Raw genomic sequence first — 15,204 nt, forward strand, 5'->3', positions numbered from 1 at the left:
GCTCGGCGACACCTCCTGCCTGATCAAAGGTGCAGGCGGGTTACCATCTGAGCACCGCCTAGCTCGAAAGATGAACTTGTGACTGTCAACGAGGACTCGTTCACCAACTGGAACACCCGCGAGGAGATCGCGGAGTCGATGATCCCGATCATCGGGAAGCTGCACCGGGAGCGGGACGTCAACATCCTGCTCCACAGCCGCTCCCTGGTGAACAAGTCGGTGGTCAGCATCCTCAAGACCCACCGGTTCGCCCGGCAGATCGCCGGGGATGAACTGTCGGTCACCGAGACGCTGCCGTTCCTGCAGGCCCTCACCACGCTCGATCTCGGCCCGTCCCAGATCGACATCGGCATGCTCGCCGCCACGTACAGGACCGACGACCGCGGTCTGTCGGTGGAGGACTTCACCGCCGACGCCGTGGCCGGTGCCACCGGCGCCAACAAGATCGAGCGCCGCGAGGGACGCGACGTCGTCCTCTACGGGTTCGGCCGCATCGGGCGGCTCGTGGCCCGTCTGCTCATCGAGAAGGCCGGGTCCGGCAACGGTCTGCGGCTGCGCGCCATCGTCGTCCGCGGAGGCGGCGGCCGGCCCGCCGACGATCTCGTCAAGCGCGCCTCGCTGCTGCGCCGTGACTCCATCCACGGCCAGTTCCAGGGCACGATCACCGTCGACGAGGCGAACAGCAAGATCGTCGCCAATGGCAACGAGATCAAGGTGATCTACGCCGACGACCCGACGGCGGTCGACTACACGGCGCACGGCATCAAGAACGCCATCCTCATCGACAACACCGGCAAGTGGCGCGACCGCGAGGGCCTGTCCAAGCACCTGCGCCCCGGCATCGACAAGGTCGTCCTGACCGCGCCGGGCAAGGGTGACGTTCCCAACATCGTCCACGGCGTCAACCACGACACGATCAAGCCGGACGAGCAGATCCTGTCCTGCGCGTCCTGCACCACCAACGCCATCGTGCCGCCGCTGAAGGCGATGGCGGACGAGTACGGCGTCGAGCGCGGCCACGTGGAGACCGTCCACTCGTTCACCAACGACCAGAACCTGCTGGACAACCACCACAGCTCCGACCGGCGCGGCCGCTCGGCGCCGCTGAACATGGTCATCACCGAGACCGGCGCCGCCTCCGCCGTCGCCAAGGCGCTGCCCGACCTCAAGGCGAAGATCACCGGCAGCTCGATCCGCGTCCCGGTGCCGAACGTCTCGATCGCGATCCTCAACCTCCAGCTCGCGCGCGAGACCACCCGCGAGGAGGTCCTCGACCACCTCCGCGATGTGTCGCTGACCTCGCCGCTCAAGCGCCAGATCGACTTCATCAGCGCCCCCGACGCGGTGTCGAGCGACTTCATCGGCTCGCGCCACGCCTCGATCATCGACGCCGGTGCCACCAAGGTCGAGGGCGACAACGCGATCCTCTACCTCTGGTACGACAACGAGTTCGGCTACTCCTGCCAGGTCATCCGCGTCGTCCAGCATGTGTCCGGCGTGGAGTACCCGACCTACCCGGCCCCGGTGGTCTGATCCCCGCGCCCCGCACGGGGCGCGGTACCGAGTTCGGTGAGCCACGCGCGGATGGCCTCGGCCGTCGTCCGCGCGTGGGTCTCGGTCATGCTCCAGTGGTCGCCGGGCACGTCCACGGTGTCGTACGGCGCCCGCCAGGAGGTGCGCCACGTACCGCCGTGGTGTGCCTCCCGCCCGCCGTGGGTCCGCATCTCCGGCACCCGCTCGGTGGCGCGGACCAGCAGGGTGGGGACACCGGTCGGCCCGGGGCGCCAGCCACGGGTCATGCGGGTGTAGGCCCCGAGTGCGGCCATGGACATGTCGTCCACGGCCAGATCGAACCGCTCTCCCATCTCCAGGGGGACGCGTGCGGGCATGGCCAGCAGCCAGGGCTCGTCCTCGCGGTCCGGGGTGACGTGGTAGGTGTCCACGATGACGAGCCCTGACGGCGGTGTACCGGCCGACGTGAGCCGGGCCGCCACCGAGTGCGCGGGGTAGCCGCCCATCGAGTAGCCCAGAAGGACATACGGGCGGTCCCCGACGTGCTCTTCCACGGTGGCGGCGTGCAGATCCACGAGAGTCTCCCAGTCACGCGGGACAGCATCCCCATGGGCGACGCCGGGGTGCTGGATCTCCAGGACGTCCCGCTCACCGCCGAAGAAGCGGGCCAGCGTCCGGTACCAGGGCCCGCCGGGGCCGGGGGAGAAGCCCGGGAAGCAGACGAGGACGGCGTGCTCGGTACGTTCGTCACCGCCGGCCAGGGTCAGTGGCGCGAGCGTGTGCCGGGCGCGGTCGGCCCGGTCGAAGACGGGCACGGCGAGCGAGGCGTTCATCAGCAGGTGCATCGCCTGGACCACCTCCCCGGTCTGGCACACCCGCCGGTAGAGAGAGGCGAGCGCCTGCGGCGGTCGGGCGGTCGGCGCGTGCGGTGCCGGTTCGGCGGCCATCGGCTCTTCGTGCAGGGCGGGCAGCGCGCGCGTCGCGGGCAGTGCGGGGCCCAGCTCCGTGAGCAGGTGGTCGGCCAGCTCCGCGACGCTGGGCCGGTCGAAGGCCAGCGTCGCGGGCAACGGCAGACCGGTGAGCGTACTCACCCGGTTGCGCAGCAGGACACCGGTGAGGGAGTCGAAGCCCAGCTCGCCGAAGTGGGCGCCGGGGTCCACATCGGTCGCGTCCGGGTGGCCGAGAACCAGGGCGGCCTCCTCGCGGACCAGCGCCAGCAGAGCCGATGCCCGGTCGGCCCCGGGCAGCGAGGCCAACTGGTTCCGCCAGTCGGCCGGGTGTGCCGCCGCCTCGGCGGTGTCCGCACCGTCGGCCACGGACCGGGCGGCCGGGCGGGGGGTGCGGATCAGCCCGCGAAGCGGCGGCGGGATCGGCGGCCCGGCGGTGCCTGCGGCCCGGGCAGGGGCCAGCGGCAGCGGAGCCAGCACCGCCTCGTCCATGCCCAGCGCGGTGTCGAACATCGCGAGGCCCTGTGCGGCCGAGACCGGGCGGACCGGACCATATCCGGCCCGGGCGGTGCGAGCCGCCATGCCGCCGTCCCCCTCCCCGATCCCGTCTTCAGTTTCCGGCCGTTCCGCCCAGGGCCCCCAGGCGAGGGAGAGCGCGGGCAGGCCGAGCGCGGCGCGGTGGAGTGCGAGCCCGTCCAGGAAGGCGTTCGCGGCGGCGTAGTTGCCCTGGCCCGCGTTACCCAGCAGCCCGGCCGCCGAGGAGAACAGCACGAAGTGCGACAGCGGCAGATCCCGCGTCAGCTCGTGGAGATGCCAGGCCGCTTCCGCTTTGGGACGGAGCACGGCCGCGAGCCGCTCGGGCGTCTGCGCCTCCAGTACGCCGTCGTCCAGCACTCCGGCGGCGTGGACGACCGCCGTCAGGTCCGGTGCGTACTTCCCCACCACGGTGGCGAGCCGGTCGCGGTCGGCGGCGTCACACGCGAGCACGTCCACCTGGGTTCCCGTCTCCTCCAGCGCGGCCCGCAGCCGCCGCGCGCCCGGTGCCGCCGGGCCACGGCGGCTGATCAGCACCAGACGGCCGACCTGGTGACGGGTGGCCAGGTGCCGGGCCAGCAGCCCGCCGAGAGCCCCGGTGCCGCCGGTGATCAGCACGGTGCCGTGGAGCGTGGCCGCGTCGGCGGGGGCCGGGGCGGCGGCCAGCCGGGGGACGCGCACGGTGCCTTCCCGGACGGCGAGCTGGGGCTTGCCCGTGGCGATGGCGGCGGGCAGCAGACGCAGCGACTCCGGCCGCCCGTCCACGTCCACGAGGGTGAGGCGGCCGGGAAACTCCGACTGGGCGGTGCACAGCAGCCCCCACACCGTGGCGGCGGCCAGGTCCGGCGACGGGGCGGCGGCGTCCCGCACCACCACGACCAGGTGCGGCCCGGGGGCGGACAGCCTGGTCCGCAGCATCTCCAGGGCGCGGACGGTCAGCGCGTGGGCGTCCGCGACCGGCCCCCCGGAGAAGGACGAATACGAGAGCGGAGCCGGGGGCCCGGACGGGGCGGCGAGCGAGACCACGACCGGGCCCCCGCCACCGGCGGGAAGGAACGAGCCCAGCCCCAGGTCGTCGGGCGCCGCCACGACCGGCGCGGGCGCGTCCGGTCCGGCGGCGGCCGGGATACCGGTCCACCGGGGGCGGTACAGGGTTCCGGCCGCCGCCTTCCCGGCGTCCCGGAGCGGCCGGGTGGTGAGGGAGTCAATCCGGAGCACCGGACGGCCCGTACGGTCGGCGAGGTCGACGGTGACCGTGTCCTCGCCGGTGGCGCGCATCCGCACCCGTACGGCCGTGGCACCACCGGCGAACAGGGTCATGCCGCGCCAGGCGAAGGGCAGTCGGGCGCCGCCGCCCTCGGGCGGTGCGGCGAGCAGCCGGGTGTGCAGGGCGGCGTCCAACAGGGCGGGATGGATACCGTACCGCCGGGCGTCCGCGTCCACCGGTTCCGCGAGCCTCACCTCGGCGAACAGCTCCTCGTCCCGCCGCCATACGGCCGTCACCCCCTGGAACGCCGGGCCGTAGGCGTAGCCGGTGTCCGCCAGCCGCCGGTAGGCGCCGGTGAGGTCCACGGGTACGGCGTCCGGGGGCGGCCACGCGGTGGCGTCGCGGGCGGGCCCACGGGACCCGGTGGCCGGACCGAGACGCCCGGTCGCGTGGTGGGTCCAGGCACTGAGCGCACCGGAGTCCGCGGGGCGGGAGTGCACCTCGGCGGAGCGGCGGCCGGACGCGTCCGGCTCTCCGAGGACCACCTGCAACTGCACGCCGTCGCCTTCGACGGGCAGCACCAGCGGGGCGAGCAGCGCGAGGTCCTCCAGCACCTCCGTACCGCACGCGTCGCCCGCGTGGACCACCAGCTCGGCGAACGCGGCACCGGGCAGCAGCACGTGGCCGGCGACGACGTGATCGAGCAGCCACGGCTGGTCCACCGTGGACAGTTGGCCGGTGCACAGCAGACGCTCGGTGCCGGGCACGGTGGTCATCCGGTCCAGCAGCGGATGGCCGTCCGGCGCGGGTACGGGTCCGGCGGTGTCCGGCGCCGGTCCGGCGGTGTCGGCCAGCCAGTAGCGCTTCCGCTGGAAGGGGTACGTCGGCAGGTCCACCCGCCGGGCACCGCTGCCCGCGAACACCCGGCGCCAGTCCACCGGCAGGCCGCGCACATGCAGTTGGGCCACCGCGTCCAGAGCCGTCCGCGGTTCCGGCGCACCGGGCCGTACCGTGGCCGTGCACACCGGCTCTTCACCCGTTCCGGCCAGGCCCGCCATGGTCGCCGCGGTGAGCTGCGCGCCGGGCCCGATCTCCACGAAGGCGGTCACCCGCTCGTCGTGGGCCAGCCGCTGCACGACGTCACCGAAGCGCACCGTCTCACGGGCGTGCCGCACCCAGTAGGCGGCGGAGTGCGGTTCGTTCCCCGCGCCCGCCCGCCCGGTGAGTGCCGGTACGACGGGGACGCGCGCAGGACGGTACGTCAGCCGGGCGGCGACCCGGCCGAACGCGGCGAGCATCGGCTCCACCAGCGGGGAGTGGAAGGCGTGGGAGACTCGGAGCCGCGTGGTGCGGCGGCCGCGCGCGGCGAACCGCGCCGCGACGGTGAGGACGGGCGCCTCCGCTCCGGAGATGACGACCGACCGAGGTGCGTTGACGGCCGCGATGGCGACGCTGTCGGCGCTGTCCGTGCTGTTCGCGAGATCCGCCAGCGCTTCCGCCGCCTCCTCCTCGGCGGCGTCCAGGGTCACCATGGCACCGCCCGTGGGCAGTTGGCGCATCAGCCGCCCCCGGGCGCCGACCAGCTCGACGGCGTCCGCTTCCGACAGGATGCCCGCGGCGTGGGCAGCCGCCAGTTCACCGACGGAGTGCCCCGCCAGGAAGTCCGGCCGCACCCCCCAGGACTCCAGCAGCCGGAACAGCGCCACCTCGAACGCGAACAGGCCCGCCTGCGAGAAGTCCGTCCGCTCCAGCAGACCGGCGTCCCCGGTGTCCGGCCCGGCCCACAGCACGGTGCGCAGCGGACGCTCCAGCCCGCCGGCGTCGTCGAACCGCTCGCACAGGGCGTCGAAGGCCCGGGCGAAGACGGGGAATGCCGCGTGCAACTCCCGTCCCATGCCGTGCCGTTGGGAGCCCTGCCCGCTGAACATCAGGGCCAGCCGCCCGGCGGACACGGGCGCCGGGAGGGGCCCGTCCGTGGCGAGCGCGTCCAGCGCGGTCAGCGGCACCGCACCGTCCCCGGTGGGCAAGGCCGCCCGGTGCGCGAGCGTGGCGCGCGTGGTGGCCAGGGAGAACGCGACGTCGGCCAGGTCCGCTCCGGGGTGTGCGCGCAAACGCGCCGCGAGCTGCCGGGCCTGCGCGCGCAGCGCCCCCGGGCTCGCGGCGGAGAGCAGCAGCGGAGCGGCCGAGAGCGGCAAGCGAGGCGACGACGGTTTGCGGGCAGGGGCTTCCGGGAGCGGAGTACCGACCGCCCCGGCCCGATCCGCGTCTTCCGGGGCGGGCTCCTCCACGATGACGTGCGCGTTCGTCCCGCTGATGCCGAACGCCGAGACCCCGGCTCGGCGTGGGCTGCCGGGCGCCGGGTGCCACTCCTCCTCCCGCGTCAGCAGCCGTACGGCGCCCGACGACCAGTCCACTCGGGGCGACGGCTCGCCGGTGTGCAGGGTGCGGGGCAGCCGTCCGTGACGCATCGCCAGGACGGTCTTGATGACCCCCGCCACCCCGGCCGCGGCCTGGCTGTGTCCGATGTTCGACTTCAGCGCGCCCAGCCACAGCGCCCGGCCGCCGGTCCGGCCGGGACCGTACGCGGCCATCAGCGCCCGCGCCTCGATGGGATCGCCGAGCGCGGTACCCGTGCCGTGGGCCTCGACGCCGTCGATGTCGGCCGGGGACAGCCCCGCGTCCGCCAGGGCGCCCAGGATCACCTGCTCCTGGGCCGGGCCGCTGGGCGCGGTCAGCCCGTTGGACGGACCGTCGGAATTGACGGCGGAGCCGCGGAGGACGGCCAGTACGGGATGACCGTTGCGGCGGGCGTCGGACAGCCGTTCCAGCAGCACAAGACCGACTCCCTCACCCCACCCCGTGCCGTCGGCGGCCGCCGAGAACGGCTTGCACCGGCCGTCCGGCGCCAGCCCCCGCAGCCTGCTGAACGCGACGAACGGGCCGGGAGTCGCCATGACGGTGACGCCTCCGGCCAGCGCCAGCGAGCACTCCTTCGACCGCAGCGCCCGCGCCGCCCAGTGCATCGCCACCAGCGACGAGGAGCACGCGGTGTCCACCGTCACGGCCGGTCCGCGCAGGCCCAGGGTGTAGGCGACGCGGCCGGACGCCACGCTGCCCGCCGAGCCCAGCGCGAGGTGGGCCTCCAGTTCGTGCCCACCGTGGTGGCTGAACCGGCCGCCGTAGTCACCGTGCATGATCCCGGCGAAGACGCCGGTGTCGCTGCCGCGCAGCTCTGCCGGGTCGATACCGGCCCGCTCCAGGAGCTCCCAGCCGGTCTCCAGCAGCAGCCGCTGCTGCGGGTCGGTGGCCAGGGCCTCTCGCGGGGACATTCCGAAGAAGGCCGCGTCGAAGTCGCCCGCCCGGTGCAGGAATCCGCCCCGCCGGGTGACGGAGGTGCCCAGCCGGTCCGGATCGGGGTCGAAGAGCCCCGGCAGAGCCCAGCCACGGTCGGTGGGGAAGTCCGAGGTCGCGTCCGTCCCCTCGGTGACCAGCCGCCACAGATCCTCCGGCGAGTTCACGTCCCCGGGGTAACGGCAGGCCATGGAGACGATGACCACCGGGTCCTCGCGCTCCTCGGCGGAAGGACGAGGCGTTACGGCCGTCGGCACTCTGGCCGGGCGCGCCGTAGCTCCGCCGAACAGTGCGGTGAGCAGGTGATCCGCCACCTCGGCCGGGGTCGGCCGGTCGAACACCAGGGTCGCGGGCAGATCGAGGCCGGTCGCCGCGCCGAGCCGGTCCCGCAGCAGGACGCCCCCCAGGGAGGCGAGCCCGAACACGGTGAAGGGCCGGTCCGGCTCCGGACCGGGTGCGGGTACGTCGCACACGCGGGCCGTGGCGTCGAGGACGAGGCGCAGCACGGCGTCGTACCGGCCGGACGGAGGCAGCGGCAGCAGCCGTTCGCGCAGTGCGGCCGAGGCGGACTCGCGCGCCGTGGTCAGGCGTTCGGTGAGCTGTCGCACCAGGTCCGCCCGGAGGAGCTTGCCGGAGGAGGTGCGGGGTACCGAACCGGTCTCGTACACCTCGTCGGGCACCTTGAACCCCGACAGCCGCTCCCGGCAGGCGGCCAGCGCCCGCCCGGTGTCGACACCGCCGGACCCGGAGCCGGGAACGACGAAGGCGATGGGCACCTCGCCGAGTACGTCGTGCGGCCTGCCGACGACGGCCGCGTCGGCGATGTCCGGGCAGCCGAGCAGGACCTGCTCCACCTCGGGCGGGTTGATGTTCTGGCCGCCGCGGATGATCAGTTCCTTGAGGCGGCCGGTGACCTGGATACCGGAGTGCGGCAGACGGCGGCCGAGGTCCCCGGTGCGGTACCAGCCGTCGTGGAAGGCCCGGGCCGTGGCGTCCGGGCGGTTGTGGTAGCCGAGCATCAGATTCGGGCCGCGGACCCGCAGCTCGCCCTCCTCGCCGTCGGCGACATCCTCTCCGGTCGTGGGATGGACCACCCGCACCTCGACGCCCGGCAGCGGCAGACCGTTGGAGTCGTCGGTGCGGAACTCGCCGAGCCCGTTGGCGGTGATCTTCCCGCAGGTCTCGGTGGAGCCGTAGGTGTCGAGCAGCGGCGCGCCCAGCAGTTTCTCGGCCTCCGCCCGCAGCGCCGGGGGACACGGCGCGCCCCCGGTGGCGCACAGGCGCAGACCGGGCATTGGCCGTACGCCCTTCCGCACCGTGTCCAACAGCAGATGGAAGGTGGCGGGCACTCCGGCCAGAACGGTGTACGGCCGTTCGGCGAGCGCCCGCGCGACGCTCGCGCCCCGGTCGAGGAGGTACGCGCTCGCTCCCACCGAGACCACCCCCAGCAGGCACATCGAGTGGGCCATGGCGTGGTGCAGCGGCAGCGGCCACAGCATCCGGTCCTGCCGCCGGAAGTCCCAGCGCGGCACGTAGGCCGCCGCCACCGACCACAGGGCGCCGCGCTGGCTGGAGACCACGCCCTTGCTCTCGCCGGTGGTGCCCGAGGTGTAGAGAATCCACGCCGGTTCGTCCAGGCCGAGGTCGTCCCGGGGCGGAACGCCCGGGTCCGTTCCGGCCAGCGCCTCGAACAGCACCGCCCCTGCGGGGGCATGGCCGGGTAAGCGGTCCGTGGCCACCACCACGACCGTCCATCGCTTCGGGCCGTCAGTGGGCCCGGCGATGCGCGGCAGCAGCGCCTCCTCGGTGATGACCGCCGTCGCGCCGCTGTCATCGAGGACGTACGACAGCTCCGCGTCCGTGGCCCGCGGATCGAGCGGCACCCCTACCGCCCCCGCCCGCAGCACCGCGAGGTAACTCTCCATCATCTCCACGCGGCTGCCCAGGCAGAGCGCCACCCGGTCGCCGTGCCGCACACCGAGCCGTGCCAGGTGGCCCGCCAGCCGCCGGGTACGTTCCTCCAGAGCCGCGTAGGTCACCGCACGCCGGGCGTCCTGGAACGCCGTCCGGCCCCCCGCCCGCCGCGCATGCTCTTCCAGAACACCGGGCAATGCGCGGATAAACTCCCCGCGAACCTCCGTCATCCCCACCCCTCCAGCCGAAACGGGCGAAACCCGATATACGCCCTTCCCGTGGCTGGGGGTGTCCTAATCGTCCAGGACGTCGAACCTAGTGATCCACTGGGCGCCCTTGGCCTCCCCGGGGTACCGGCTGACCAGGTCCAGCCGGAGCCGTGAGGTGCGGACCGCGCTGAAGGTGATGACTGTCGGTTCGCCGGAGGCCTCGGCCCAGGTGATGTCCGTTCCCCGGACCGGGACATAGGTGTGGCCGTCCCAGGCGGAGACGGTGAGCGAGGCGGGCAGGGTGTGGGTCGCGTCGACGGTGAAGGACACCTCGACGCGACGGACCCGGCGCTTTGCGGCCCAGGTCAGCGAGACCCAGTCGGCCTCCCTGGCCCCGTCGAACGCGGGGAGCAGCGACGTGGCGACCTTGGCGACGGCGTTGGACCAGCCGGTGGCCGGGTCGCCGTCCAGCATGGCGGCGGGCAGCGTGGTGGGCGCGCCCGAGTAGCTGGCGTCGGCCAGCGGGTAGCCGGGCGCGGCCGGGCCGGGGTCGGGGGCGAACGGCGGGGTGGGAGTGACCTGTTCGGATGTTCCGCCGGTGGCGCGGACGGTGGCGGTGGCCTTGCGCAGCCCCTTCACGCGGGCGGTGATGGTGAGGTGTCCGGGTGTGGTGCCGGAGCGGATGATGGCCAGGGCTTTGCCGTGGTAGGCGGTGCGGGTGGTGGCCTGGTAGCGCTCGGCGCTTTCCTGTTGGCCGTTGTCGACGCCTGCCAGGGCGCCTCCGGTGACGTCGAAGGTGATGAGGTGGTCGGCGTCGGGGACCACTGTGCCGTGTGCGTCGACCACTTCGGCGGTGATGAAGGACAGTGAGCGGCCGTCGGCGTGCACGGTTTTACGGTCGGGGGTGAGCCGTACGGCATGGGCGCGTCCGGCGGTACGCAGCACATCGGTGGCGACCACTCGTCCGCCTCGTCGGGCCACGGCCTTCAGCTCGCCCGGGGCGAAGGGGATTTTCCAGGTGAGGTGGAGTTTTCCGGCGCTGCCATTGGGGCTGGTGTAGCTGCCCGGGTAGGCGCCGGTGGTGACGGTTTTGTCGTCGCCGGTGGCTTCGGTGGTCTCCAGGTAGGTGCGGCCGTCGGTGGTCTTCTTGGTGTCGAAGTGGCGTACGCCGAGCGAGTCGCCGTTGAGGAAGAGTTCGACGGTGTCGACGTTGGCGTAGGCCCAGACCTCGACGTCCTCACCCGGCCGGTGATCGGTCCAGTTCATCGGCACCAGATGGACCATCGGCTCACTGGTCCACTGGCTCTTGAACAGGTAGTAGGCGTCCTTGGGGAATCCGGCGGTGTCCACCGCGCCGAAGAACGAGGACTTCACCGGGAACACCTTGTACGGGGTGGGTTCGCCGATGTAGTCGATACCGGACCACAGGAACTGCCCGGTGAGGAACGGGCGGTCGCGCTCCTTCTTCAGCTCGTACTCGCCACTCGCCGCCCAATTGACGATGTTGTTGTCGTAACTGGAGGCCTCGCGCTTGCCCGGGGTCTGGTTCTCGGCCGTGTTGAGATGCTGAGGCTCCTGGTAGGCCCCGCGCGAGGAGGTCGCGGAGGAGGTCTCCGACTCGAACAGGAACAGCCGCGGATAGCGGGCGTGGAGGGCGTCCACCGAGGAGGCGATGTTGTAGTTGAGGCCCAGGCCGTCGACCTTGGCGAGCATCAGATCGGCGGCGGAACCGGGGGTGGGCGGGCCGCCGCGGTACTTGTTGGAGCCGATGACGACCGGCCGGGTGTCGTCGGTCCGCTTGATGGCGTCGATGATCCGCTGGGCCATGGCCAGACCGGGCGTGCTCGTCGAGTCGGTGATCTCGTTGCCGATGGACCACAGGATGACCGCGGGGGAGTTGCGGGCCGCGCCGACCATCTCGGCGGTGTCCGCCTCGCAGTACTCGTCGAAGAAGCGCCCGTAGTCATGGGCGGTCTTGCCGGTGCGCCAGCAGTCGAAGGCCTCGACCATCATGACGATGCCGAGCCGCTCGCACACCTCGACCACCTCGGGTGCGGGCGGATTGTGCGAGGTGCGCAGCGCGTTGACGCCCATGCTCTTCATGATCGTCATCTGGCGCTCGAACGCATCGGTGCTGAACGCGGCGCCGAGCGCTCCGAGGTCGTGGTGTAGATTGACGCCCTGGAGTTTGGTGTACTCGCCGTTGACCGTCAGCCCCTGGTCGGGGTCGATGGTGATGTGGCGTATGCCGAACGGAGTGCGGTAGCGGTCGGTGGTCCGGTCCCCGACCAGCAGTTCGGTCTCCAGGGTGTACAGCCGGGGCGTCGCGAGGGACCACAGCCGTGGCCTGTCGACCGTCATCTCCTGGGTGGCGTCACGGGTGGCGCCCGCTCCGACGCCGACGGTCGAGCGGGCCCGGGCGACCGTCTTCCCACCGGGATCTTTGAGGGTCGAGACGACGGTCACGGACTGCTCGTCGTCCGATGCGTTGACCACGCTGGTCCGGGCCCGCACGGTGGCGTGGTCCTGGCTCGGGGCGGGTGTGGTGACGTAGGTGCCCCAGCGGGCCACGTGGACGGGGTCGGTGATGACGAGCCGGGCGTGGCGGTAGATGCCGCTGCCGGAGTACCAGCGGCTGCTGGGCAGCTGGTTGCGGACCTGGACGGCGAGGACATTGGGGGTGCCGTCGGTGTGCGCCACGTCGGTGAGGTCGAGGGCGAACCCGGTGTAGCCGTAGGGGTGGTTGCCGACGAGCTTGCCGTTGCAGTACACGTACGCGTCCATGTACACCCCGTCGAACTCGACGGAGATCCGCTTGCCCGCGACCCCGGACGGCAGCGTGAAGGACTTGCGGTACCAGCCGAGCCCGCCCGGTAAGTAGCCGGTGCCGCCGTTGGTGCCGTGCTCGGTGGTCGGGGTCTGCTCGATGCTCCAGTCATGCGGAACGGCGACCTCGCGCCACGCGGAGTCGTCGTAACCGGGCTGCTGCGCGTCGGCGTACTCCCCGGTCGGGTCGGTGATCCCGCCGGGGTTGACCAGGGCGAAGCGCCAGCCGTCGAGCAGCGGAAGGGTCCGGCCCCCCAGGGCGCGGGACGGGGCCGCGCCGGATGCGGGGGTGGCCGTGGCGAGCGCCCCGGCCATGGGGGTGGCGGTGCCTGCGATCAGTAACGATCTTCGGGTGACCGCCACGGCGATCTCCTCTCCTCGATGGTGATGACGTCGGCTTCGGCTTCGGCGTCAGGGTCGGCGGAGCGGGTCGATCGATTCCAGGGTCGGCACCACCGGCTTGATCGTTCCGTCGGCCGCGAACTCCATGCGGTCGATGGTGGTTTCCCGGTGGGTACCGTCACCGCCCGCCGTGCCGGGGCCGTTGACGGCGAACCGGTGGTAGGCCATGTACCACTCGTCCGTGCCGGGGACGTTCACCACCGAGTGGTGGCCGGGCCCCTTGATGCCGTAGTCGAGGCGCTTGGAGAGGATCGTGCCCCGCTTGGTCCACGGACCCATCGGCGACGAGCCGGTGGCGTACGCGACGTGGTAGTTCTCGCTGCCGGTGTCGTCCTCGGACCACATCAGGTAGTAGGTGCCCTTGCGCTTGACCACGAAGGAGCCCTCCCGGAAGTTGTCCGGGGTGAACTTGCGCATCTTCGCGGGGTCGTACGACGTCATGTCGTCGTTCAGCGGCACACCGTAGGCCTGGCCGTTGCCCCAGTACAGATAGGCCTGGCCGTCGTCGTCGGTGAACACCGACGGGTCGATCATCTGGCCGTCCAGCTGGCCCTTGGGCACCAGCGGCTTGCCCAGCGCGTCCTTGAAGGGCCCTGCGGGGGAGTCGGCGACCGCGACGCCGACCTGCTGTTCGGCGCAGAAGTAGAAGTAGTACTTGCCGTCGCGCTTCGCCATCGCGGGCGCCCACGCGTACTTGTCCGCCCAAGCGACATCCGGACCGAGGTCCAGGATCACCCCGTGGTCTTTCCAGTGGACCAGGTCCTTCGAGGAGTACGCCTTGAACTTGGTGCCGCCCCAGCCGCGGAAGCCGTCCGTCGTGGGATAGATCCAGTAGCGGCCGTCGGCGTACTGGATGTCCGGGTCGGCGTTGAGTCCGGGCAGGATGGGGCTGCGCATCGGCACGGCCTCGACGGTCCAGTCATGGGTTGTTCCGTCGGCGGACGTCAGCGTGTACTTCTGGGCCTTGCGGAAATCCCGCCGGGTGCCCGAGGGCGGGCTGAGGGTGGCACCCGCCGGGAGCGCGAAGCGGGGTGCCAGCCGCCGCAGATCAGCCTTGGGGTCCATCGGCAGCACGGCCTTGGCTGCCGCCTCGGTGACGATCGCGTACCCCTTCTGGCCCTTCGCCGTGACATCGGCGGGCGCCGCCTGGGATGCGGGATAGGTGCGCAGCAGCCGGTCGTACTCGGCCTGGGTCACGGGCAGCACCGTGCCGTGGCGGGGGCTGGCGGGCAGCTGGTAGTTCGTGGACGGGGTCCACTTGCCGGAACTGAGGTCGGTGGTCTCGAAGGGGATGTAGCCACGGCCGCCGAACTCGTCGATGAACAGATACCACTTGTTCTCGGTGTTCGACTTGAAGATGGTCGGTCCCTCGCCGCGGTCGATCGCGTCCTTGCCGATGCAGTCGGAGACGAAGTCGTACGAGGTGTTCGTCAGCGAGGTGGACTTCTCGGCCGTGATGAACTTCGAGCAGGGGGTGCCGGAGGACGGGTCGCGCTCGTCCTTGGTGAAGCGGTAGTAGGAGCCCTTGTCCTTGATGACGGTGGAGTCGATGACCGAATAGCCGGGGTCGTTCCACACCTTGGGCTCGCTGAAGCTGCGGAAGTCCTTCGTCGTCGCGTACATCATCTTGTTGTAGGTCGAGCCCGAGTGGTCCGGGTCGTCCTCGGCGTAGAGCTTCGAGGCCCAGAAGACGACGTATGCGCCGAGCTTGTCGTCGTAGTACGCCTCGGGCGCCCAGGTGTTGCCCGCGGTGTCCGGGGAGACCTTGACCAGGCGCTGGTCGGTCCAGTTGACGAGGTCCTTCGACTCCCACACCATGATCGACTTGCTGCCGGTGCGCTGTACCTGGTCCCAGCTGCCGCTGCTGTTCTTGTACATCCGCAGATCGGTGGCGATCAGATAGAACCGGTCGCCCTTGGGGGAGCGGATGACGAAGGGGTCGCGCAGGCCCTTCTCGCCGAGGCCGGAGGTGAGGACGGGCTTCCCGGCGTTCAACTCCCGCCAGTTCAGGGGATCGTTGCCGCGGCTGAGCGCCATCCGTATCTGTTCGCCGTCGGCGGTGCCCTCACCGGTGAAGTACGTGAAGAGATACCCGGCGTACTTGGGCTTCGACGGCGCAGCGGACGGCGCTCCGCTCAGCGCGGGGCTGGGCGGAGCGGTGAAGATGCTCGTCACCAGCGTGAGCAGGGCGAGCAGCGGCACGAGGAGCATGCGGGCGGAGCGGGGACCCATGACACATCCTGTGGGAGTCTGGTGGGTTCTGTTGAGCTGGTTGCACCGGAGTGTGTCCAGTGGGGCCCCG

The 15,204-nt window shown here is 71.8% G+C and carries 4 protein-coding genes; 1 reads left to right on the forward strand and 3 read right to left on the reverse strand.

Annotated features, from left to right (window positions below):
* Nucleotides 1-78 precede the first annotated feature (78 nt).
* Entirely contained in the window at nucleotides 79-1,533 is a 1,455-nt protein-coding gene (locus ABZ370_RS05100) for a glyceraldehyde-3-phosphate dehydrogenase (RefSeq protein ID WP_358616609.1), read from the forward strand.
* Here the strand turns inward: ABZ370_RS05100 and ABZ370_RS05105 are convergent.
* The 3 genes from ABZ370_RS05105 to ABZ370_RS05115 all read right to left on the reverse strand — a co-directional run bounded on the left by ABZ370_RS05105 (nucleotide 1,512) and on the right by ABZ370_RS05115 (nucleotide 15,134).
* Nucleotides 1,512-9,695: a type I polyketide synthase gene (locus tag ABZ370_RS05105; RefSeq protein ID WP_358616611.1), complete on the reverse strand. Its 8,184-nt coding sequence runs from the start codon at nucleotides 9,693-9,695 to the stop codon at nucleotides 1,512-1,514. The genes ABZ370_RS05100 and ABZ370_RS05105 overlap by 22 nt on opposite strands.
* Nucleotides 9,696-9,758: 63 nt before the next feature.
* Complete coding sequence (locus ABZ370_RS05110; protein ID WP_358616613.1) at nucleotides 9,759-12,863, reverse strand: glycoside hydrolase family 2 TIM barrel-domain containing protein; 3,105 nt, start codon at nucleotides 12,861-12,863, stop codon at nucleotides 9,759-9,761.
* 48 nt (nucleotides 12,864-12,911) lie between these two features.
* Nucleotides 12,912-15,134: a family 43 glycosylhydrolase gene (locus ABZ370_RS05115; RefSeq protein WP_358616616.1), complete on the reverse strand. Its 2,223-nt coding sequence runs from the start codon at nucleotides 15,132-15,134 to the stop codon at nucleotides 12,912-12,914.
* Between the last annotated feature and the right edge of the window lie 70 nt (nucleotides 15,135-15,204).

The organism is Streptomyces sp. NPDC005962 (genome assembly GCF_040629205.1).
Lineage (GTDB): Bacteria > Actinomycetota > Actinomycetes > Streptomycetales > Streptomycetaceae > Streptomyces.

Coding starts and splice junctions, on each gene's coding strand:
- ABZ370_RS05105 (WP_358616611.1), bottom strand. CDS start 9,695: ATGACGGAGGTTCGCGGGGAGTTTATCCGCGCATTGCCCGGTGTTCTG.
- ABZ370_RS05115 (WP_358616616.1), bottom strand. CDS start 15,134: ATGGGTCCCCGCTCCGCCCGCATGCTCCTCGTGCCGCTGCTCGCCCTG.